The organism is Kluyvera sp. 1366 (genome assembly GCF_054823405.1).
On sequence record NZ_JBTRDW010000002.1, the window covers coordinates 163,687 to 184,504 of the forward strand.

Genomic DNA, 20,818 nt, shown 5'->3' on the forward strand with positions numbered 1-20,818 from the left:
TGTCCGCGCACGCTGCTCGATCGGCCCCTTCTCCCACTTGTGGGAGACGGTTGGGATGAGGGCTTAAGCGCACCATATAAACCAAAGGACAACCCATGAAACCGGCACCAACCTCGACTGAACGCGACGAATCTCTGGCGCTGCGCGCCGCCTGGCTGCACTACGTCGGCGGTTTAACGCAGGCGGAAGTGGCGAAACGACTCGGGCTGCCGTCGGTGAAAACGCACCGCATGATTGCGCGCATGGTGGCGGAAGGCGCGGTGAAGGTGTCGATTGATGGTGATATCGTCGCCTGCGTCGCACTAGAAGATCGTCTGCGCGCGAAATTCGCGCTTAACTTCTGTCATGTCGCCCCCGATCTTGGCGAAGAAGGCTTGCCGGTGCGCGCGCTGGGCATGGCGGGCGCGGATTACCTGCGTAACCTGATCACCGCGTCGCCTTCTACCACCTTAGGTCTGGGGCATGGTCGCACCCTTTCCGCCGCCATCCATCAATTGCCACGTATTGATGCGCCGCATATGCGCTTTGTCTCGCTGCTCGGCTGTTTAACCCGCAACTACGCGCTCAATCCTCACGACGTTATGCACCGCATCGCCGAGAAAACCGGTGCGCAGGCCTACATGATGCCCGTGCCTTTCTTTGCCAATACCCAGGAAGATCGCGAAGTGTTACTGGCGCAGCGCGGCGTGAGCGAGGTGTTTGCCATGGCGGCGCAGAGTGAAGTCAAACTGGTGGGAATTGGCACCGTGGAACCCGCGGCTCAGCTGGTTGAAGCCGGCATGATTGATGAAGCGGAGATCAATGATATCTCCTCATCCGGCGCGGTCGGCGAGCTGCTGGGCCACTTCTTCGATGCCAACGGACAGATGATTCACACCAACTTAACGGCCCGCACGTTGTCGGTGGATCTCGATCTCTCGCATCGCGCAGAGATTGTCGCCCTGGCGGGCGGCGCCAGTAAGGTCGCCGCGATTCGCGCAGTGCTGGCCAGCGGTCTGGTGACCGGTTTGATCACGGATGAGGTCACCGCGCAGGCATTGGTGGGCTGAATTGCAATGATGAAATGTTCACTGTGTAGTACCAATAAGCGTAATTGGTACTACACAGTGAACATCTCTGACATTATGCGCCGTTGAAAAAATCCTTCACATCAGGCTAAGATGTTCCATATATAGTACAAATTACGTTTATTGGTACCCTGTATGGAACAAGTCATGGCTTCTATCACTTCACCCACCTCACGCTATGCTCAGGAAGCGATTGCACTATTAGCTTCCTTGATTCGTGCTGAACGTATCGAGAAGCAAATTCCAGTATCTGAGTTAGCAGAAAGAGCCGGTATTTCGCGTGGGACTTTACATCGCATTGAGCAAGGCGACGTGAAATGTCAGATTGGCAGTTATTTCGAGATTGCGGCCATATTGGGCATTCCCCTGTTTGATGCAGAGGTGAGTTTGCCATCATTGGTCAGTCATCGAAATCGTGTTGAAGAAAAGCTCAAGCTGTTACCCAAACACACCAGTAAAAAAAAGAGTAGCAGGAAGGTGAAGGATGACTTCTGAAGCGCGTTTTAGAGACGCTTACGTATGGATATGGCTGCCTGGTGAAACATCACCAGTGGTGGCGGGCAGGCTTGAGGCTGAAGGCGATACGCTGCTTTTTAACTATGGTCGTAGTTATCTGCAGCGAGAAAACCGCATTCCGCTCAATCCCAATGAACTTCCTCTGCGGACTGGCGTTATTCCGCCGCTGAATGGGTTAAACATTGCGGGATGTATCCGTGACAGCGCACCTGATGCCTGGGGACGCCGTGTCATTATCAACCGTCGAATGGGACGGAAAGGCGCGAACGTCGATACCGGAATACTCGATGAGCTGACGTATCTCATTGAGTCCGGTTCAGATCGCATTGGTGCCCTGGATTTCCAGCACTCAGCAACGGAATACATTCCGCGCTCAACTGCAAATGTCACCCTTCCTGAATTACTGGAGTCGGCTGATCGGGTTGAAAAAGGCGTGCCGCTAACACCCGAACTGGATCAGGCGCTTTTCCATGGGACGTCGATCGGTGGCGCGCGGCCAAAAGCGCTGATCGAGGCCGAGGGAAAAAAATACATCGCGAAATTTTCTGCCAGTGCGGATATCTGGAACGTGGTGAAAGGCGAATTCCTGGCGATGCGGTTGGCGCAGTTGGCAGGATTGCATGTCGCTCCGGTGACGTTAGTCAAAGCAGCAGGACGCGATGTGATCATGATTGAGCGCTTTGACCGCGAACATAAAGCCGATGGATGGACGCGAAAAGTGATGCTTTCGGCGCTGACCCTATTTGAACTCGACGATATGCTGGCGCGCTATGCCAGCTACGAAACACTCGCTGAAATTATTCGTCAACGTTTTGCCGCGCCCAAAGAGACTTTGCTAGAGCTGTATAAACGGCTTTGCTTCAATATTCTCAGCGGCAACACCGATGACCATGCCCGCAATCATGCCGCCTTTTGGGATGGTAACAGCTTCAGTCTCACGCCTGCTTATGACATTTGCCCGCAAGGTCGTGCTGGCAACGAAGCCTCGCAGGCGATGTTGATTAGTGGCAACAATAATCTGAGTCGTATGAGCAGCTGCCTGGATGCCGCTCATCACTTTGCTTTGAGTCGCGCTGACGCGCATGCGCATTTCATGCTGATAAAAACGTCGATTGAAACCTATTGGCATCATGTTTGTGATGAAGCCGATTTGAGCAAGGTGGATCGGGAAAGCTTGTGGCACAGGCAGTTCATCAATCCTTTTTCACTTGAATAGCTGATTGCGTGAGCTAGACCAAACTCACTTCCACGCCCTTCTCACGCAGCGCTTTTTGATAGCTCGCCTCCAGTTCGGCATCGGTGATCAGTTGGTTAAACGGCTGAAGCGGTGCCAGCGCAAACGGATGAATCTGGCCAAACTTTGAGGAATCCGTCAGCGCGATGGTGTGTGTAGGCTTTTCCATGATGGCGTTGACCACGTCACAGCGCAGCATATCGCGGCCGGTAAAGCCGGTGACTGCATCCCAGCCATCAATCCCAATAAACGCCTTGTGGAAATTGAGGTGCTGAATACACAGACGCGTCAGCGGCCCCACCACCGATTCACTGCTTTTCTGGAACAGGCCGCCAAGGATGATCACATCGCCGCCCTTTTCGCGCAGCAATCCGGCGATGTAATGGCTCACGGTAATGATGGTGATATCGTTGCGTTCACTCAGTTCACGCGCCAGCAAGGCGTTAGTACTGCCGCCTTCGATAAACACCGTTTCACCGCTGTTCACCAGCGACGCCGCGTACTCGGCCAGACGCTTTTTCACCGCGAAGCGGGTTTGCATACGCGCGCCAACATCATCACTTTCTGGCGCCACGGCGGAACCGTGCACGCGGCGCAGAAAGCCGCCTTTCTCCAGAAGATTGAGATCCTGACGCACCGTCACTTCTGAGACGCCGGTGGTGTGCGCCAGCTCATTTACGCTGACGCTGCCGCGCTCGCTGACCAATTGGATAATCTGCTGATGACGTGCGTTCATAACACCCGCTGCTGTGAAATTTTTGTCAAGCTTACCAGAAATTTAGCCCAATCCCAGACTGCGGCGACCATTGGCATTCAGCGCGTCGAGGGTGAAGCGATCGCGCCACTGCGTTTCATAATCCTCCTGCGGGAAATCGCCAGGCGACGCACCGCTGGCCAGCGCCTGCGCCACTTTTGTCGCGTATGCGGCATTTTTCTCACACAGCGGTGCGGCGGGAATGTACATCACATTGCCCCAGCCTTGCTGATCCTCTACCGGCGCGACCGAGTGGATCACATCGCAGTGCCACCAAACCGAATCGCCAGCCTGCAGCGCGGGAATCGAACACAAGCCCTCAATCAATTCCGGATGCCACTGCGCTGAAACCGGCAGCACTTTGCCCGGCGCAACGCCGCAAAGCTCATCTTCCGGTACATCTTTCAACAACGGACGCAGCAACAAATAGGCCATCGCTTCCGGCACCGGCACCACATGCAGCAAGCCCTGACCAATCTGCATATCCGACAGCGCGGTCCAGCCCTGGAAGGTACGGAATACCGAGCACTTGGTGGTAGTCCCCGATTGATACTCATTCACTTCAGTGCGATGCGCCGCATCCCAGGGATCGTATTGATCAAACTGGTTGGTGAAAATTTTGCTGAACACCTGCTGATATGCTGGAAGTAACCAACGCTCCAATGCGCCTGAATCGGTGTGCGCGCCAAGACCTTTGGAGGTGGTGCCTGGCAAGCGACGACGAATACGATCGGGATAAATGATGCTAACGTCAGGTTCAAACCAGCGTGTGCCGCGCGACTCAAACGTCCACAAGCGATTGAGGAAGGATTGCGTCTGGGCCATTGCCTCGCTTTGACGCGCTGACATCTGCGCATCGCTCCAGTAAATCGGATAGATTTCCGGACGTGACGCATCAAGATTGCCGAAGAAGTTATCGCCCGGCCCTTGGTAGACGCTGTCGAAATCGTTGTCATCGAGGTACTTAAGCATTGATTCATCCCAGGCCAGCGCCTGATCGCGCGGGAATGTCTGCTTCACTACCACACAACCGCGCCGACGAATATGATCCTTCACCTCATCGGTGATACGTCCTGCCGCAATATCCTGCTGGCTGACCTGCGGCCACGCGCTGCCGTTTTGCGCCTCTTCCGCGCGAGCGGCTGCAATTTCGCTGACGATTTTGCTTCTGACTTGTTCAAACAGACCTTCGACATCGCCGATCTGCTCTCTTAACACCCTTTTCAACAGGCGAACGTTATGTTTGAAATCATCAGGTTGTTGCAATGAAGTGAAAGTATGATTCATGACATGCTCCGATTCGTTAACTTGTTCTTTTCATTCGAAACTAAAGTAAGCTTCATTCATAACAAATGCGCAGCAATAAACAATAATGCGACCGCCGAATCCGGAGGTTGATCACATTAAGATCGAAGAATGGGTTTCAGGTGAAAGTGGCGGCGCGTTTTACGCCACCACTGAAAGATCAGGATTGTGACGTTTTATGCAGCGCTTGCAGAATGGCATCCACGGACTGCTGCGCCGAGAGTAAGGCGCTATCAAGCTGCACATGATCGCGCTCCCAGGCTTGATATTCGCGCTGTTCAACTGCCTGCCAATCCGGCAGCTTCAAACCTTTAATATCGGAAGCGCGATTTTCGACGCGAAAGCGATGTTTGTTACGATCGGAACAGATTACTTCGACTTCCAGCAGCGGCGCACCGCTCAACAAGGCGATATCGCGATAAGCGTTGCGGATCAGTTGCAGGTCGTTAACCGAGTCGGTAATGACTGTGGAACCGAGCAGCAAATTGTCGCGTGCCAATCCGTAGATAACGAAATATCCTTCCGGCCCGATCGCTTTCTCGCTCTCTTCACCCGATCGCAACGCCTGTTCGATAGTATCGACGCGTAAATACACCGCGCCGATCTGCTGCGCTAATAAGCGCGCAATGGTGCTTTTGCCGGTGCCGGGTAATCCACTAAACGTGATGAGCATTAATTAATTCCTATTTTGCATTGATGTTCAATCGTGATTAGCCTGACGGTGAATGCGATTTTTATTATCACTGCAGGCCAGGTTTCCTCTTTCCTGGCTGAACGTCCCAGTTGGCACGTTTGCAGCGCTGGATGCGTAAATAGCTTTCGTCACTAAATGTGTAAAGCGGTAAGAGCCCCTTGCGCAATTAGTGAACGCACTCACAAGTCAGAAACAATTCATTAACCAACGTTTGATCTTTTCCCCACCAGCTTTTATACCTTTTGAAAATTATTTCATGCATAAGAAATAATTTTCAAGGTCAACCCCGGCTCGTTTTTCCGCGTTTTGTCGTCACGGCTGAGCCATACACATTCAGCGTCAGTTCCGGGGAATAAACATGAAAAAAATCACTGTTCTACTCGCCAGTTTGTTCATGGCGGGCAGTTTCACCAGCATCACGCAAGCAGCGGATGCGCCTCAATTTCGCTGTAAACCCGGCGAAACTTACTACATGAACGTGATGGTGACAGGCGTAGAGTATTGGTTCCCGGTTTACGAAATGTTCAAGCAGGCTGCGCATCAGCTGGGCTGTAAGACCGTATACGGTGGCACACCCGCTTATGACGTTAACCAGCAACTCTCAAGCTTTGAACAAATCCTGGCACAAAAACCCGCCGGTATTTTTCTTCATCCGATGAATCCTGACCCCTTTATTGAGCCCATTAATCGTGCTGCTGAAATGGGCATTCCAGTGGTGACGTTTGCCGCCGATTCGCCTAACAGTAAACGCGTCGCTTATATCACCTCAGACAATTTCCGTGAGGGTAAAGCCGCAGCCGACGAACTAGGGAAAGCAATGGGTAAAGGTGCCGAATTTGCGGTGCTGGAAAACCCCGGTCAGGATAATCACGATAGGCGTGTCACTGCGTTTATTAATGAGATGAAAACCGCTTTTCCTGACAGCAAATTAGTCGCACGCGCTGCGACGAATCAGGACCCTTCGAAAGCCTATAACGCCGTACTCTCAATGTTGCAGGCGAACCCCAATCTGAAAGGCATCTTTATGCCGGAAGCCAGCTCTGCGATTGGTGCTGCGCAGGCAGTGGCTGAAAACGGCGGCAAAGTGAAAGTGATGACCGTGGATGTCAACGCTAAGGTGCTGGATATGATTAAAAGCGGTCAGGTATTTGGCGCAATCAATCCAAATCAGGGCATCCAGGGCTATATGGGTTTTATGACCTTGTTTCTTGCTGCTCATCCTGAACTGATCGATCCGATGAATGATGCCAAACGCAACGGGACCAATCCTTTTGCCTTCCCAATCCTTGATAACGGTTATGCGGTGGTGACTAAAGACAACGCCGATGATTTCCGCTGGGATGCTTATCTGAAACGCCGCGGCACTAAAGGCATCAATGAGTAAGGCGACGATTATGACAGCACTATTGGAATTACGTGGCATCACTAAAAGTTTTGGCGCGGTACGGGCTTTACAGGGGGTAGATCTCACGCTCCGCGCGGGAGAAATTCATGCGCTGGCCGGAGAGAATGGCGCTGGAAAATCAACGTTGATGAACATTATTGATGGCATTTTGCGTCCAGATGGTGGCGAGATATTGCTGTGTGGCAAGGCCGTGACCATTCGCTCACCACGTGAAGCACAGAGTCTTGGCATTGGTCTGGTACATCAGGAAATTGCTCTTTGTCCTGATATCAGCATTTATGAAAACATTTGGATGGCGCATGCCGCTGGCCAGCGCGGCGTGCTCATGCCGCATAAAGTACTACGTGATAAAGCGCAGCAGGTGATGAATCGACTCGCGCCGATAGCGGTGACTCAAAAAGTGGGTGAACTTTCTCTCTCTCAGCAGCAACTGGTGGAGATCGCCAAAGCGCTGACGCTGGATTGTCGCCTGCTCATTCTGGATGAACCCACCGCCGCGCTAACCGAACCAGAGGCTCAAACGCTGTTTACGATTGTGCGCCAGTTGCAGGCGCAAGGTATTTCAGTGGTCTATATCAGCCATCGCATGGCAGAGATTTTTGCGCTATGCCAGCACATCACCATTCTGCGCGATGGCCTTACGGTACACAGTTCAACGCTGCAAAACATGACGCCCGATGAAGTGATTACACGTTTGGTCGGACGCGAACTGTCGCAACTCTATCCTGATAAACGCCCAGTTAGCGCCGCTTCACCATTGCTTGAAGTGCGTGAGCTTGGCGATGGCAAACACTTCCACGATATCAATTTTGATTTGCGTCCCGGCGAAATCCTTGGCATTGGCGGTTTGATGGGGGCAGGACGCAGCGAAATTGCGCAGGGTATCTGCGGTTTACTGCCCATCAAACGTGGCGCAATCCGTATCAAGAGCAAAGCTGTGACATTGAGGGATTACGCCGCGAGTATTGCGCTGCGCATGGTCTATTTGTCGGAGGATCGCAAAGATGCCGGACTTTTTTTAACGATGCCGATCGAATGGAACATTTCGGCTCTGGATGTCAACGCAGTCAGTCATCATCGTTTGTTGATCAGTCCGCAGCTTGAGCGTCAGCAGGCAGAGGCGCTGGCAAAGCAAGTGAAACTCAAGCTTGCCAAATTAAGCGATCCGGTGTCGTCGCTATCAGGTGGGAATCAGCAGAAAGTCGCGCTAGCACGCGTATTATCGGTACAGCCTGAAATTGTATTTCTTGACGAACCAACACGTGGCGTGGATGTCAGCGCCAAGGCTGAGATCTACAGTATCCTCGCCAAACTGGCGGCCAGCGGTGTGGGTTTAATCGTGATTTCATCAGAGTTACCGGAACTCATTGGCCTGTGTGATCGCATCATCGTGATTCATGAAGGGCGCATGAGCGGAGAAGTGACCGGTGAGGCAATGAATGAAGAGAACCTGATGCGGCTAGCGGCTGGCATCATTCCAGAAGCGGAGGCTGTATGACAATGAATACCACCTTGCCTACACTGCAAAAATCGCGTTGGTCTCTTTTTGGCGGCATTCACAAACAGCGCGAAGTGGGACTGATTGCGATCATTGCACTGATCTTCATGGTGATGAGTTTCACTTCCCCCTACTTTCTCACCTGGGCCAACATGAAGGCGATGCTACTGTCGTTTTCAATTGAAGGCATTGTGGTGATTGGCATGACTATTCTGCTAATAGTTGGCGGTATCGACCTTTCGGTTGGCGCAGTGGTTTGTCTTTCAATGGTGGTCGCTGGGCAGCTATTTCTTAGCGGCGTGGATCCCTGGCTGGCTGGCGTAGGCGGCATTGCGGCGGCGGCGCTGACTGGCTTTTTAATGGGGCTGACGGTAACAAAAATCGGCCTCAGTCACTTTATCGCTTCGCTGGCGGCGATGGTTATCGTGCGCGGCCTGTGTATGATCGTCACTCAGGGAACGCCGCTATCATTATTTACCCTGCCCGTGAGTTTCAAATTTATCGGCCAGGGCGCTCTGTGGGGCGTTCCGTTCGTTATCCTGCTGTTCTTCGTGCTGGTCGCACTGTTCGACTTCTTGCTGCGTAAAGCCACGTTATTTCGCAAAGTGTTCTACACCGGCAGTAATGAACGTGCCGCCGCCTATTCCGGCATCAACATTAATCGCATCAAATTGTGGGTCACAGTACTGACCTCTACGCTGGCAGGACTCGCCGGCATTATTTATATGGCACGTCTTGGCTCTGCAACGCCAACCTTTGGTGTCGGTATGGAACTGAATGTCATTGCAGCGGCGGTCATTGGCGGCGCGAGTCTGAAAGGTGGCACTGGCTCAATTCTTGGCGCGGTGCTTGGTGTTGCATTGCTGTCGATCGTCACCAGCTCGCTAATATTAATCAACGTCTCCGTTTACTGGCAGGAGTTGATTAAAGGTTTGATTTTACTGGCCGCCGTCTCAATCGATCACTTACTGAATAAATACCGTGCTGCATAAGGAATTATCGCCCATGGAATTCGCTAATGAGCACCCTGCGTTTCATAGCGCGCGTCAGATTTACCAAGTTCTGGTGATGTATTACCTCGATGGCAAGAAACAGTCGGAGATTGCGGTTGAAACCGGCTTATCGGTTGCCAGTGTTAATCGTCTGATACGTCAGGGCAAGGAGAGCGGCATGGTGGAAATCACCATCAAATCCCCTTGGCTTTCAGCACATCAACTGGAGAGCGATCTGGCTGCCCTCGGTCAGTTGCAACAGGTGGTGGTGGCGCCGAACGTTGCACGCAGTGAGGATCATAGTCTGCAAATGGTCGGCGCAGCGGCGGCAGAATATTTGTTATCACGCTTAAAGGATGGCGATGTCATTGCTATTACTGGTGGCAAAGGTGTAAGTGCGCTGGTTGAAGCATTACAACCCTCACGTAAATACGATGTTCAAGTGGTACCCGCGCTGGGCTGCGTGCAAGGCAAACATTACACCGACGTCAATCATGTGGCCTCGGAAATGGCGGCGCGTCTTGGCGGACACGCATGGCAGATTCACGCCCCGCTTTTTACTGATTCTGCCGATGAACGCGACATGCTGATGGGCATTAGCGCCGTCGACCAGGTGCTGGATAAAGCGCGTAACGCCACGTTAGCGGTAGTGGGTTTAGGATCAATTCATAGCGACAACTCCAGCTACTACGATCTTAACCTCTCGGCGCGCCATGCTTCCTCCAGCATTGAAACCAGCGGTGCGCGCAGTGAACTGTTAGCCTGGCTGCTGGATGCTAACGGCCAACCGGCTCCGTTCGATGCCAACCGGCGTTTGGTTGGCCTGACGTTGCCTGAACTGCAACGCATTCCCTTCTCAATGGCGGTGGTGGCTGGTCGTGACAAAGTGGACCCGATTGACTGCGTGCTGCACGGTCAGTGGCTGAAAGGCATGGTCACTGATGAATCGACTGCGGCAGGCGTACTGGAATTGGCCCTGAGCCGAGGAGCATCTCATGGATAACATTAAAACCCGCGAACAACGTCTGAGCGCCCTGCGCCTGCGTTCATCGACACCGGTGTTGATTGTCGGCGGCGGCATCAACGGTATCAGTACGTTTCGTGAGCTGGCGTTACAGGGCATTCCGGCGATTCTGGTGGAAAAAGGCGACTGGTGTCAGGCCGCCAGCGGTGCGCTGTCGCGCATGATTCATGGCGGTTTGCGGTATCTGGAAACCGGTGAATTCACGCTGGTCAAAGAGTCGGTCACCGAGCGCGATCGCCTGCTGAAAAATGCGTCGCACTATGTTTTCCCCCTACGCACCACGGTGCCGATCGATAATCTCGCTGGCGGCTTAGTGAATGCTACCCGCCGTTTTCTACGCCTGAGCGATAAACCGACGCGGCGCGGGGCGTTGCTGATCAAAACCGGGCTTAGCCTGTATGACATTTACACCCGCCAATATGGATCGATGCCGAAGCATCAGGTGCGCAATGAAGCCGCCACGCGTGACCGCTGGCCAGGATTCGCGCCCTGGGTGAAATACAGCGCCAGCTATTACGATGCCTGGATCAGCGCGCCCGAGCGGCTGGGATTTGAGCTGATTGATGATGCCGAAAAAGCCTGTCCAGAGGCGCTGGCGCTCAATTATCTGCAGCTGGTCAGCGCCGAGGGCGAAACGGTTATTTTGCAGGATGCGTTGAGCGGTGAGCGATTTAGCCTGCAACCGCATGTGCTGGTGAATGCCGGTGGCGCATGGATCGACCAGCTTAACCAACGCATCACCTCCAACCGCGATCTGCCAAAGCTGATTGGCGGCACCAAAGGTTCGCATCTGATCCTCGATCATCCTGAATTGCTGCAGATGCTGGACGGCGAAATGGTCTATTTCGAAAACCAGGAAGGCCGCGTCTGCATCATGTTTCCGTGGTTTGGCAAGGTGCTGGTGGGTTCCACCGATATCCGCGTGGACGATCCCGATGCAGTGGTGTGCGAAGAGGAGGAAAAGAGTTATATCCTGGAGTCACTGCGCTTCGTCTTCCCGCATATCGAGGTGGCGGATTCCGCCATCGTTTACACCTTCTGCGGCGTACGTCCGCTGCCCGCCAGCGAGGCTAAACTCAACGGCCAAATCTCGCGCAATCACTCGTTAGTGGTGTTGCCAGCTGACGCCAATCGCGCCTGGAGCACGCTCTGTTTAGTCGGCGGCAAATGGACCACTTTCCGCCAGTTTGGTGAAGAGGCGGCAGATCGCGTGCTGCGGCTGCTCGGCGAAAAACGGCAGGTCTCCAGCGGTGATGTGCCGATTGGCGGCGGACGTGATTTCCCCAAACCTTCAGGACAAACCGCGTGGCTGGCGCAACTGGCGCAGCGTTATGGCGTGCCGCTACCGCGCGTAATGCAACTCGCCAAACGTTACGGCAGCCGCGCCCTGCCGCTGCTGGCGCTGATCCAGCAGCACGGCGAGCAAATGTTGCAGCATCACGCCGCCTACAGCGATGTCGAATTGCGGTATCTGATTGAGCACGAGCAGGTTTGTCAGCTGGAGGATTTGCTGGTGCGCCGCACCTCGCTGGCGATTTGCGGTGAACTTAGCGCGCCGCTGGTGCAGGAGATCGCGCAGATCATGGCCGCGACGCTCGGCTGGAGTGATAGCGAACGCACGCAGCAGCTGCAGCGCGGCTGCGCCAATTTGGCACGGTTGCACGGGCTTACCGGCCTTTACCCCACGGTTTTTCAGGAGGAAACACGACATGTTAGTAACCAATAAAGTGCGCATGCAGCGTCTGTTTCAGCACGGTAAATGTCTGGATGTCGCCATTGATCACGGTATCGCCAACGAGCCTGATTTTCTCATCGGACTGGAGAATATTGAGGGCGTGATGGATAACCTGATCGCCGCGCAGCCGGATGCGATTCAGGTCAACTATGGTCAGGCCGATCTGCTGCAGCGTGTGGCGGGACGCAAACCGGCGCTGGTGATGCGCACCGATGTGGGCAATGCCTACAACGCGGCGCGTCACCGGGAAATGTGGGCGGTGCTGCACAATCCGGATGAACCGATTCTTGCCGCGTTGCAGATGGACGCCGCCGCAGTGGTAGTGAATCTCTATCTGATCCCGGATGAACCGGGCATTTTCCGCATGTGCGTCGAAAATATTGGCCGCTTGCGCCAGGCTTGCGATCGCTACGCCATGCCGCTGATGATTGAGCCGCTGGTGATGGCCCCCGCTGGACAAGGCGCGGCTTACGGCTCACTCGGCGATGTCGAGAAAATTGTGCCGCTGGTGCGGCTGGCGCGTGAGTTAGGTGCCGATATCATCAAAGCCGATCCCACTGAGAACGTGGAAGATTTTCATCGCGTGGTGGAAGCGGCACGCTGTCCCACGCTGGTGCGCGGCGGCGGCAAAGGTGAACTGGCTGGCGTACTGACCAAAAGTGCCGCGCTGATGGCGCAAGGTGCCAGCGGGATGGTGTATGGCCGCAATGTTTATCAACACGATAATCCGTCACGCGTGGTGAAAGCGCTGATGGCGATTATTCATCAGGGCGCCAGCGGCGCGGACGCCCTGGAAATCTATCAGCAGGGTTAAGCCTTACCTGCACCGGCGCTTAAGCGGTGCGCCGTCTTCGCCAGTTGCACGGAGTCGGATATGAAGATAGTCGGTATTGATGCCGGAAACACCATGATCAAAGCGGTGCTGTTTGATCTCAGCGGTCGCGTATTGTCGGTGGCCGAGTGCGCGGGAGAAACCCATCGTCCGCAGGAAGGCTACGCCGAACGGCCGGTGGCGGATATCTGGCATGGCGTCAGCGATGCGGTGAGCCGTTGTCTGGGGCAGGCGGAGACGCCCGCCAGCGATGTAATTGCGGTTGGCGCGGCCGGCCACGGCAACGGTTTGTTCGCGCTGGATAAGCATCAGCAGCCACTGTTTGGTATTCAATCTATCGATCATCGAGCTTGTGACAAGGTGCACGCGCTGGAAATGAGCGGCGCGGATAAGCGCATCTACCAGATTTCGCTGCAAAAACCCTGGCCTGCGGCAACGCCGGTATTAATCAGCTGGATTAAGCAACATCAACCCGAGCGCTGGGCGCAAATCGGCCATTTACTCTGCGCGAAAGACGTTATCGCCCATTTTCTCAGCGGTGCGATTAGCGCTGATTTTTCAGATGCCGCCGGCGCCGGCTTAATTGATTATCGTGCGCGCGGCTACAGCCGTGAATTGATGGCGCTGTACGACATCGAAGAGGCGCTCGCCCTGCTGCCCGAACTGCGTGAATCCTGCGAGGTGGTTGGCCATGTCACAGAACGTGCATCCCAACTCACCGGATTACCGGCGGGCATTCCGGTGGTGGCGGGCATATTTGATGTGGTGGCCAGCGCCGTGGGTTCAGGCGTGGTGAACACCGGTCAAGCCTCGATTGTCGCCGGTACGTGGAGCATCAATCAGGTGGTGGTGGATAAACCCGACTATCTGCGCCCGGTATTTATGAACTCCATTATAGAGTTCGACCGTTATATGGCGATTGAGGCCAGCGCCACCTCGGCGGCGAATCTCGACTGGTTCCTGCGCGAATTCGACGATGGTCGCGGCGGTCAGGGCGCGGCGCGCAGCAGCGATAGCGTGGCGCACGTGCAACCCAATGCCCAGCTACCGCTCTATCATCCTTATCTCTATTCCGGACGCAAATCGGAACCGGCCAAGGCCGGGTTTTATGGCTTAGGCGGCTGGCATACGCGCGCCGATATGCTGTTTGCGCTGTTCGAAGGTGTGACCTTTGCCCATCGGGCGCATATTGATCGCTTGCGTGCGGCAGGCATCCCTTTTACGCAGGCCATTTTGTCGGGCGGCGCGGCGCGCAGTTGCATCTGGCCGCAGATGTTTGCTGACGTGTTAGGCATACCGATTCGCGTGGCGGAGTGCAAAGAGACCGGCGCGCTGGGCGCCGCCTTGTGTGCCGGTGTGGGCGTCGGCGCGTGGCGCAATCTTGCCGAGGCCGCGCAGCAGGCGGTGCAGATCAATCCCGGCGAATTGTTGCCGCGAGCGGATCGCGTTGCGTTTCACGACGTACGTTATCGGGTGTTTAAAAAGCTGGAGCTGGCGATGCGCGAGATGTGGCAGGAAGCCAGTTGATTATTGTTTATTAACAATGCATTAGTTTTAAGGTCGTATAAAAAATGACAACCCCTGCGCAGTGATGTACACTTGAGCTATCAAAATGTTCAAATGAACATTGTTCAGGAGGTTGTTATGACAACTGCATCCCCATTCAATCACGGCAATGCCGCACGCGTCTTCGATCCCACGCTGATCCAGCACGCTCAGCAATCGTTTATGGATCAAATGGGCTTACCGCGTAATCCGCTGAAAGCGCACCAGTTGATCACCGAAGGTCTGGATGTCGGCATCGTTGAACGCGCGGCCACGGTGCTGAAAGCAACGCCGCTGGATGTGGCCCAGATGGTCTCTATCGATCGCAATACCTATCGCCGCCGCGAGAAAGCCGGATCGCAACTTTCGGTGGAGCAAGGTGCGCGCGTGTATCAGGTGTTCGAAATTCTGGATGCCGTATTGCAATTATTTGCCGGTGACGTTGACGCTGCCATGCACTGGATGTATCAACCTGCGTTGGCACTGGATGATGCATTGCCGATGGAGATGCTGAGCACGCCTGCGGGTTGTGATGCGGTGTTAACGCTGATTGGTCGCCTGGAACACGGAGTAATTGTGTAATGACGCAACGGAAGGAACCGGATGCTCCCTATCGGCTGTTTTATCGACTCGTGAAAGAAGAGTACGCCAGCGAGGCATTTAGCGGCGCTGGCGCTGAAAAATGGGGCGGACGCTGGAATCCGCCCGGTATTAAGACGGTGTATCTCAGCAGTTCAAAGGCGCTCGCCACGCTGGAACTGGTGGTGCATGCCGGTAAAGCGATGCTGGAGAAGAGCCGCTTTGTGATTTTTACTCTGCCGATCCCTGAGAGCGAAATCATGGCGCTGGACAGCAATAAACTGCCCGACGATTGGCAAAAGTATCAGCAGCAGGAAGAGACACAGGCGATTGGCGCTGCGTTCCTCGATGTGCAAGGCGGCTTTCCTTTGCTGTTAACGGTACCCAGCATTTTGACCGGCGAAGACAACGCCATTCTCAATCCCGACCATCCCGCCGCCTCAGCCCTATTTGCACAAGCCACGTCATCGCCCTTCGCGCTTGATCGTCGGATTAAAGGATGAAAAGGCTTACGCAGGATAGCCATTCATGGCGAGAGACCCATCAACGCGCCGGTTTCGCTAAAGCAAAAGCCGCCGTTAAATCGACACGTTGCCAGAATGACTGATCCGCACTGTTGCCAGACAGCGGATAACCGTTTGGCAGCGCGCTTTTCACCATCAGGCTACGAATCTGCGCATCAGACAGCTGCGGCAACGCGGTTTTCAGCAGGATCTCCGCGCCCTGCGGGACTTTAACAGGCGCGTTCTGCACATTGGCTTTTGGCAGGTTATAACTCATGGTGAAACGATAGAACTGCTTCATCGCCGGTGAGCGATACGGATCGTCCTTGCCATTGCTGCGCGCACACTCTGCCAGCGACGTGCCGCACTCTTTTTCCAGCGCAGCACGCAGCTGATCGCGCGCTTCGCTAAACAGTGCCTGATAGCGCGCATCATTGAGATAATTCGCCACGTTGCGCTGCGCTACCATGCGCGAACCCATCACATCCAGCGGGTAATGCACGCCCAACACTAAACGCGAATAACCGTAGCGTGCGCCGCGCGTCACCAATGCTTCAAAACGTTCCGGCACCATTTCGGCTAACAACAAGGCATCGGTATAACCGGTGTTGGTATGGCCGCTCGGGAAAGAGCCGCCGTCGGCGGTGTAACGCACGTTGTCTTTGACCACCACATCGTCCGGCACCAGATGAATGCTGTTGCCCGCGCGCAGGAACGGTCGCGGATAGTTAAAGTGCTTTTTCGCCGCGCTGGCGCTGACTTCACTTGCTTTGATCAGCGCGGCGGCTTTGCCGATCTCACCTTTGTCGTAAGCGGCGAGGAAGGCTTTGCCAAGGCGCGGACCAAGCGCATCAGAGAGGAAATAGAGATAGCTGATGGCTTCTGCATCGGCCAGGGCCTGATGACGCACATTTTGCGTGGCGTTCAGGTTGATGTGGGTGACGGTGGCCTGGCTGGCATCAAGTACGCTGGCGGGCAACGTGCTAAAGCCCGAAAGCAGAGCAATTCCGGCCTGCTGGTTCTCTTTCATTTTGAAATCGTAGCCGCTGTTTTTCAGCCACTGCGTATCAGCTTGTTTCGCGGTCTGTTTGACTTTTTCCAGTTGCTCGCGCGTCAACGTGCTGCTGTCACCTTGCAGCGCCTGACGTTCAGCCTGCAGCGATTGCTGTTCGAGATCGCTATAAGCGGAGGTGGAACCGGTGGAGGTTAAGCCTGCCAGCGCGGCCGCATCGGGCAGTGAAACCGCATGTGCCTGCTGTGCCAGCAGAATAACCGATGCAATCAGTGTGAAGCGGGTTTTCATTATTTTCCCCTGTTATCAAAATATTACCTTGCCGGGGAAACACGCTAGCACTCGGTTATGACAGATTTATTTCATTTAACGACACTGACTGGCACAGTTTTGTACGCAAATTTGTGCCAGCGAGCCGCAGCCGCCGTTATTGTCATTTTTACACTGTGATTGCTGCACATAGCAGTTTTGCTGACAGGCTGAAACATCGCACTTCGCGGCAATCGGCGTCAGCTGCACCACCGGTGCTTTTCGCTCCGGCTGCCATTGCGGTTGTGCCAGCACGCTGGCGCTGAACAACAAGGTAAAAGCCATTATCCATTTCATGATTGAGTCCTCGCAGAACGGGTGTAATGAGTATGGCTGCTGCGGAGCCAATTACCATGCTGAAACAATCGATTCACTCTTACACAGAAGTTGCTCTGCTGCAGTGCATGGGCGTGCGCCACTGTAGTGCAGAGCGGCAAGATCAGATGCTGCTTCGTTGATTTTAAATCAATGAGTTAGCCTCCATTCGGCCAATCTTCCAACCTGGTACAAAAGTTGCAGTCTTTAATGCATAGCAAAGGAGACGGATATGAAAGCGATTGTGATTGGCGCGGGCATTGGCGGTATGAGTGCTGCGATTGCGCTGGAGAAAGCGGGTTTTGACACCGCCGTATTTGAAGCAGTGAAAGAGATGAAGCCGGTGGGTGCGGCGATCTCTATCTGGCCTAACGGCGTGAAATGTCTCAACGCGTTGGGCATGAAAGAGCCGCTGCGCGCACTGGGCGGCAACATGGCGTTTATGGCCTACAACGATGCGCACAGCGGCAGCACGCTCACCCGCTTCAGCATGAAACCGCTGGTGCAGCAGGTGGGGGAATATCCCTATCCGGTGGCGCGCGCGGAGTTACAGGCGATGCTGATCGATACCTACGGACGTTCGCGCATTAGCTTTGGTAAACGCGTCACGCAGGTTGAGCAAACCGAGCATGGCGTCACCGCATGGTTTGATGACGGTAGCCAGGCCGAAGGTGATTTTCTGATTGCCGCCGATGGTACGCACTCGGTGATCCGCCACTATGTGCTGGGTGAAAGCGTGGAACGTCGTTACGCCGGTTACGTCAACTGGAACGGCCTGGTGACGATTGATGAAGCGATTGCGCCCGCCGATCAATGGACCACTTTTGTCGGTGAAGGCAAACGCGTGTCGCTGATGCCGGTCAGCGATAACCGCTTCTATTTCTTCTTTGATGTTCCGCTGCCAAAAGGCTTGCCGGAAGATCGCGCAACGTTGAAAAATGATCTCAAAGGCTACTTCAGCGGCTGGGCCGAACCGGTGCAGCGTCTGATTGAACGCCTCAATCCGGAAACCACCAACCGTGTGGAAATCCACGACATCGAACCGTTTAGCCGTTTTGTTAAAGGTCGCGTGGCGTTGCTGGGCGATGCCGCACACAGCACCACGCCGGATATCGGGCAAGGCGGTTGTGCGGCGATGGAAGATGCGGTGGTGCTGGCGCAGACGCTGGCGTCACACTCTTTAGGGATTGAGGATGCGTTGTTGCGCTATGAAGCCCGACGCGTTGAGCGCACCAAAGATTTGGTGTTGAAAGCCCGTAAGCGCTGCGATGTGACGCACGCTAAAGACGCGGAAGTGACGGCGGCGTGGTATGCAGATTTGAAAAACGAAACCGGCGAGCGCGTGCTGGCCGGCATGTGCGATACCATTGAAGGCGGTCCGCTGGGTTGAACCAGGTCGCCATCAATGGCGGTTCTACGACTCTAATCCACGATTTTTCAGCATAGGGCCGATCTCCGGCTCTTTGCCGCGCCACGCCAGCCACAGATGCTGCAAATCGGTGCTGTTACCGCGTGACAGAATATGTTCGCGGAACTGCTGACCGTTTTCACGTGTTAATCCACCACGTTCGACAAAGGCTTGATAGCCATCATCGGCGAGCATCTGCGTCCAGATATAGGCGTAATAACCGGCTGCATAGCCGCCGCCCCAGATATGGCGGAAATAGCTGGAGCGATAACGGGGCGGAACCGTCGGCAGCGCAATGTTTTCGGCGGCCAGCGCCTGCAGCTCGAAGTGGCTGACGTCCTGCGGATTGTCGTGCGTGGTCAGTGAATGCCACTGCAGATCCAGCAGCGCGGCGGCCAGCAGTTCGGTCATGTCGTAACCTTTGTTGAACTTCGCGGCGCGCACCATCTTGTCACGCAGCTCAGCCGGCATCGCCTCTCCGGTTTTGTAATGGCGCGCATAGTTGGCAAACACCGCTTCGTTGCTGGCCCAATGCTCATTAATCTGCGACGGGAACTCGACAAAGTCGCGCGGCGTGGCGGTACCCGACAAGCTCGGATAGCGTTGCGTGGCGAACAAACCGTGCAGCGCATGACCAAACTCGTGGAACAGCGTGATCACTTCATCCCAGCTCAGCAGCGCCGGCTGGCCTGCCTGCGGCTTGGTGTAATTGCACACGTTGTAGATCACCGGTTTGGTGCCGAGCAGCGTGGTTTGGTCGACGAAATTACTCATCCACGCGCCGCCGCTTTTGTTATCACGCTTAAAGAAATCGGTGTAGAACAGCGCCAGCGGCGTGTCGTCGGCATCGAAAATCTCGTAGACGTTAACGTCCGGATGATAAACCGGCAGATCGTGGCGCTGGCTAAAGCGAATGCCAAACAGCTGGCTGGCCGACCAGAATACACCTTTTTCCAGCACGTTATTCAGCTCAAAGTACGGGCGGATTTGGCTCTCATCCAGCGCGTATTGGGCTTTACGCACCTGCTCGGCATAAAAACTCCAGTCCCAGGCGCGCAGCGGAAAACGGTGATGCGCGGCTTCAATGGCCTGCTGAATGTCGGCGGCTTCGCGTTCCGCGCGGGCCCGCGCGGCAGGGACAATATTGCGCATAAAGGCAAAAGCCGCCTCCGGCGTTTTCGCCATCTGATCCTGCATGCTCCATTCGGCATAGGTTTTGAAACCGAGCAAACTCGCCTGCTGCGCGCGCAGTTGCGCCATGCGTAACACGATGTCGCGCGTGTCGTTATCATCGCCCTGCTCGCTGCGTGTTAGCGCCTGCTGGAACAGCGCTTCACGCGTGGCGCGCACTTCCAGCGCCTGCAGCGCCGGTTGTTGCGTGGTGTTTTGCAGAGCAATCAGCCATTCGCCGTGCAAGCCACGTGCTTCGGCCGCCGCTTTGGCATGCGCCAACTCTTCCTCGCTTAATCCGGCCAGCGCCGCAACATTGCTCACCACATAAGCACCGGCTTTGGTGGCCGCCAGCAACTTATTACCGAAGCGGGTGCTGAGGCTCGCCAGCTCCTGATTGCAGGCGCGCAGCTGGGTTTTATCCGCGTCGCTCAGGCTGGCACCGGCCAGCCGAAAATGCTGCCAGGTGACTTCCGCCAGCCGCATCGCTTCGGCATCCGGGCACTGCGAACCGCGATGCTGGTAAACGGTATCGAGGCGAGCAAACAGCTGGCTGTTCAGGTAGATTTCATCATTGAGCGCGGTGAGTTGCGGGGTAATCAGTTCATCGATTTCCTGCAGGCGATCGCTGGTGTTGGCGGAAGTCATGGCACCAAACACCAGATTCACGCGCTTCAGCAACTGGCCGCTACGCTCCAGCGCCTCAAAGGTGTTGGCGAAGGTTGGCGCGTCAGGATTGCTGGCGATCGCCGCCACTTCGCGCCGTTTCTCTTCAATCCCCGCCTCCAGCGCCGGCAGAAAATCCTCTTCCTGAATCTGGTCAAATGGCGGGGTTTGATACGGCAAGGTGCTGGCGGTGAAAAACGGATTAGCTCGTGAATTCATTATCGCTCCTGATAATCAGCAACGCCGCACGGTGGC

The 20,818-nt window shown here is 55.0% G+C and carries 19 protein-coding genes; 13 read left to right on the top strand and 6 right to left on the bottom strand.

Translation table 11 applies throughout. The features are described from left to right. Positions 1–95 precede the first annotated feature (95 nt). The 3 genes from ACVLVH_RS04290 (at position 96) to ACVLVH_RS04300 (ending at position 2,799) form a co-directional block, all read left to right on the top strand. Entirely contained in the window at positions 96–1,049 is a 954-nt protein-coding gene (locus ACVLVH_RS04290; RefSeq protein WP_192411825.1) for a sugar-binding transcriptional regulator, read from the top strand. Positions 1,050–1,214: 165 nt separating this feature from the next. Continuing rightward, positions 1,215–1,562, top strand: a complete 348-nt coding sequence (locus ACVLVH_RS04295) for a helix-turn-helix domain-containing protein (protein WP_110866164.1) — start codon at positions 1,215–1,217, stop codon at positions 1,560–1,562. Continuing rightward, positions 1,552–2,799, top strand: coding sequence for a type II toxin-antitoxin system HipA family toxin (locus ACVLVH_RS04300; RefSeq protein WP_192411824.1), 1,248 nt, complete (start codon positions 1,552–1,554; stop codon positions 2,797–2,799). The genes ACVLVH_RS04295 and ACVLVH_RS04300 overlap by 11 nt, the downstream gene beginning before the upstream one ends. A gap of 13 nt (positions 2,800–2,812) precedes the next feature. On the opposite strand, the gene ACVLVH_RS04305 is transcribed toward ACVLVH_RS04300, so the two are convergent. The 3 genes from ACVLVH_RS04305 to ACVLVH_RS04315 form a co-directional block, all read right to left on the bottom strand. Continuing rightward, on the bottom strand, positions 2,813–3,553 hold the full coding sequence (locus tag ACVLVH_RS04305) for a DeoR/GlpR family DNA-binding transcription regulator (RefSeq protein ID WP_192411823.1): 741 nt from the start codon (positions 3,551–3,553) through the stop codon (positions 2,813–2,815). 42 nt (positions 3,554–3,595) lie between these two features. Then, a complete protein-coding gene (locus ACVLVH_RS04310; protein WP_192411822.1) occupies positions 3,596–4,858 on the bottom strand; it encodes a DUF1479 domain-containing protein in 1,263 nt (420 codons plus the stop codon). Between the two features lie 178 nt (positions 4,859–5,036). Continuing rightward, complete coding sequence (locus ACVLVH_RS04315) at positions 5,037–5,549, bottom strand: P-loop nucleotide/nucleoside kinase family protein (RefSeq protein WP_192411821.1); 513 nt, start codon at positions 5,547–5,549, stop codon at positions 5,037–5,039. Between the two features lie 379 nt (positions 5,550–5,928). Here ACVLVH_RS04315 and ACVLVH_RS04320 point away from each other — a divergent pair, with 379 nt between their 5' ends. The 9 genes from ACVLVH_RS04320 to ACVLVH_RS04360 all read left to right on the top strand — a co-directional run bounded on the left by ACVLVH_RS04320 (position 5,929) and on the right by ACVLVH_RS04360 (position 15,683). Continuing rightward, entirely contained in the window at positions 5,929–6,954 is a 1,026-nt protein-coding gene (locus tag ACVLVH_RS04320) for a substrate-binding domain-containing protein (protein WP_101764375.1), read from the top strand. A gap of 10 nt (positions 6,955–6,964) precedes the next feature. Continuing rightward, positions 6,965–8,473, top strand: coding sequence for a sugar ABC transporter ATP-binding protein (locus tag ACVLVH_RS04325; protein ID WP_192411820.1), 1,509 nt, complete (start codon positions 6,965–6,967; stop codon positions 8,471–8,473). Continuing rightward, a complete protein-coding gene (locus ACVLVH_RS04330) occupies positions 8,470–9,465 on the top strand; it encodes an ABC transporter permease (RefSeq protein ID WP_192411819.1) in 996 nt (331 codons plus the stop codon). Before ACVLVH_RS04325 ends, ACVLVH_RS04330 begins: the two co-directional genes overlap by 4 nt. Positions 9,466–9,478: 13 nt before the next feature. Continuing rightward, entirely contained in the window at positions 9,479–10,468 is a 990-nt protein-coding gene (locus ACVLVH_RS04335) for a sugar-binding transcriptional regulator (RefSeq protein ID WP_101764372.1), read from the top strand. Next, positions 10,461–12,215, top strand: coding sequence for a glycerol-3-phosphate dehydrogenase/oxidase (locus ACVLVH_RS04340; protein ID WP_192411817.1), 1,755 nt, complete (start codon positions 10,461–10,463; stop codon positions 12,213–12,215). Before ACVLVH_RS04335 ends, ACVLVH_RS04340 begins: the two co-directional genes overlap by 8 nt. Then, positions 12,199–13,038 carry a class I fructose-bisphosphate aldolase gene (locus ACVLVH_RS04345; RefSeq protein ID WP_192411816.1) on the top strand — a complete coding sequence of 280 codons (840 nt, stop codon included), beginning with the start codon at positions 12,199–12,201 and terminating at the stop codon, positions 13,036–13,038. Before ACVLVH_RS04340 ends, ACVLVH_RS04345 begins: the two co-directional genes overlap by 17 nt. A gap of 60 nt (positions 13,039–13,098) precedes the next feature. Next, positions 13,099–14,583, top strand: a complete 1,485-nt coding sequence (locus tag ACVLVH_RS04350; RefSeq protein ID WP_498948834.1) for an FGGY-family carbohydrate kinase — start codon at positions 13,099–13,101, stop codon at positions 14,581–14,583. A gap of 117 nt (positions 14,584–14,700) precedes the next feature. Continuing rightward, positions 14,701–15,183, top strand: coding sequence for an Xre family toxin-antitoxin system antitoxin (locus ACVLVH_RS04355; protein WP_154193487.1), 483 nt, complete (start codon positions 14,701–14,703; stop codon positions 15,181–15,183). Beyond that, the gene (locus tag ACVLVH_RS04360; RefSeq protein WP_192411814.1) at positions 15,183–15,683 is read left to right on the top strand and encodes an RES family NAD+ phosphorylase; all 501 of its coding nucleotides are present in this window, start codon (positions 15,183–15,185) and stop codon (positions 15,681–15,683) included. Before ACVLVH_RS04355 ends, ACVLVH_RS04360 begins: the two co-directional genes overlap by 1 nt. 40 nt (positions 15,684–15,723) lie before the next feature. Here the strand turns inward: ACVLVH_RS04360 and ACVLVH_RS04365 are convergent, their stop codons facing one another. Beyond that, positions 15,724–16,986 (bottom strand): acid phosphatase, encoded by a 1,263-nt coding sequence (locus tag ACVLVH_RS04365; RefSeq protein ID WP_192411813.1) that lies wholly within the window; start codon positions 16,984–16,986, stop codon positions 15,724–15,726. A gap of 75 nt (positions 16,987–17,061) precedes the next feature. Next, the gene (locus tag ACVLVH_RS04370) at positions 17,062–17,301 is read right to left on the bottom strand and encodes a hypothetical protein (RefSeq protein ID WP_101764365.1); all 240 of its coding nucleotides are present in this window, start codon (positions 17,299–17,301) and stop codon (positions 17,062–17,064) included. A 250-nt stretch (positions 17,302–17,551) separates the two neighbouring features. Between ACVLVH_RS04370 and hpxO the strand changes: the two genes are divergently transcribed. Further along, positions 17,552–18,709 carry an FAD-dependent urate hydroxylase HpxO gene (gene hpxO / locus ACVLVH_RS04375; RefSeq protein WP_101764364.1) on the top strand — a complete coding sequence of 386 codons (1,158 nt, stop codon included), beginning with the start codon at positions 17,552–17,554 and terminating at the stop codon, positions 18,707–18,709. Between the two features lie 24 nt (positions 18,710–18,733). Here the strand turns inward: hpxO and dcp are convergent, their stop codons facing one another. Further along, entirely contained in the window at positions 18,734–20,782 is a 2,049-nt protein-coding gene (gene dcp / locus ACVLVH_RS04380) for a peptidyl-dipeptidase Dcp (RefSeq protein WP_192411812.1), read from the bottom strand. Positions 20,783–20,818: the final 36 nt, after the last annotated feature.

Bases quoted from the DNA above. Each gene is read 5' to 3' on its own strand.
- ACVLVH_RS04290 (WP_192411825.1), top strand. From the start codon at position 96: ATGAAACCGGCACCAACCTCGACTGAACGCGACGAATCTCTGGCGCTG.
- ACVLVH_RS04295 (WP_110866164.1), top strand. From the start codon at position 1,215: ATGGCTTCTATCACTTCACCCACCTCACGCTATGCTCAGGAAGCGATT.
- ACVLVH_RS04300 (WP_192411824.1), top strand. From the start codon at position 1,552: ATGACTTCTGAAGCGCGTTTTAGAGACGCTTACGTATGGATATGGCTG.
- ACVLVH_RS04305 (WP_192411823.1), bottom strand. From the start codon at position 3,553: ATGAACGCACGTCATCAGCAGATTATCCAATTGGTCAGCGAGCGCGGC.
- ACVLVH_RS04310 (WP_192411822.1), bottom strand. From the start codon at position 4,858: ATGAATCATACTTTCACTTCATTGCAACAACCTGATGATTTCAAACAT.
- ACVLVH_RS04315 (WP_192411821.1), bottom strand. From the start codon at position 5,549: ATGCTCATCACGTTTAGTGGATTACCCGGCACCGGCAAAAGCACCATT.
- ACVLVH_RS04320 (WP_101764375.1), top strand. From the start codon at position 5,929: ATGAAAAAAATCACTGTTCTACTCGCCAGTTTGTTCATGGCGGGCAGT.
- ACVLVH_RS04325 (WP_192411820.1), top strand. From the start codon at position 6,965: ATGACAGCACTATTGGAATTACGTGGCATCACTAAAAGTTTTGGCGCG.
- ACVLVH_RS04330 (WP_192411819.1), top strand. From the start codon at position 8,470: ATGACAATGAATACCACCTTGCCTACACTGCAAAAATCGCGTTGGTCT.
- ACVLVH_RS04335 (WP_101764372.1), top strand. From the start codon at position 9,479: ATGGAATTCGCTAATGAGCACCCTGCGTTTCATAGCGCGCGTCAGATT.
- ACVLVH_RS04340 (WP_192411817.1), top strand. From the start codon at position 10,461: ATGGATAACATTAAAACCCGCGAACAACGTCTGAGCGCCCTGCGCCTG.
- ACVLVH_RS04345 (WP_192411816.1), top strand. From the start codon at position 12,199: ATGTTAGTAACCAATAAAGTGCGCATGCAGCGTCTGTTTCAGCACGGT.
- ACVLVH_RS04350 (WP_498948834.1), top strand. From the start codon at position 13,099: ATGAAGATAGTCGGTATTGATGCCGGAAACACCATGATCAAAGCGGTG.
- ACVLVH_RS04355 (WP_154193487.1), top strand. From the start codon at position 14,701: ATGACAACTGCATCCCCATTCAATCACGGCAATGCCGCACGCGTCTTC.
- ACVLVH_RS04360 (WP_192411814.1), top strand. From the start codon at position 15,183: ATGACGCAACGGAAGGAACCGGATGCTCCCTATCGGCTGTTTTATCGA.
- ACVLVH_RS04365 (WP_192411813.1), bottom strand. From the start codon at position 16,986: ATGAAAACCCGCTTCACACTGATTGCATCGGTTATTCTGCTGGCACAG.
- ACVLVH_RS04370 (WP_101764365.1), bottom strand. From the start codon at position 17,301: ATGAAATGGATAATGGCTTTTACCTTGTTGTTCAGCGCCAGCGTGCTG.
- hpxO (WP_101764364.1), top strand. From the start codon at position 17,552: ATGAAAGCGATTGTGATTGGCGCGGGCATTGGCGGTATGAGTGCTGCG.
- dcp (WP_192411812.1), bottom strand. From the start codon at position 20,782: ATGAATTCACGAGCTAATCCGTTTTTCACCGCCAGCACCTTGCCGTAT.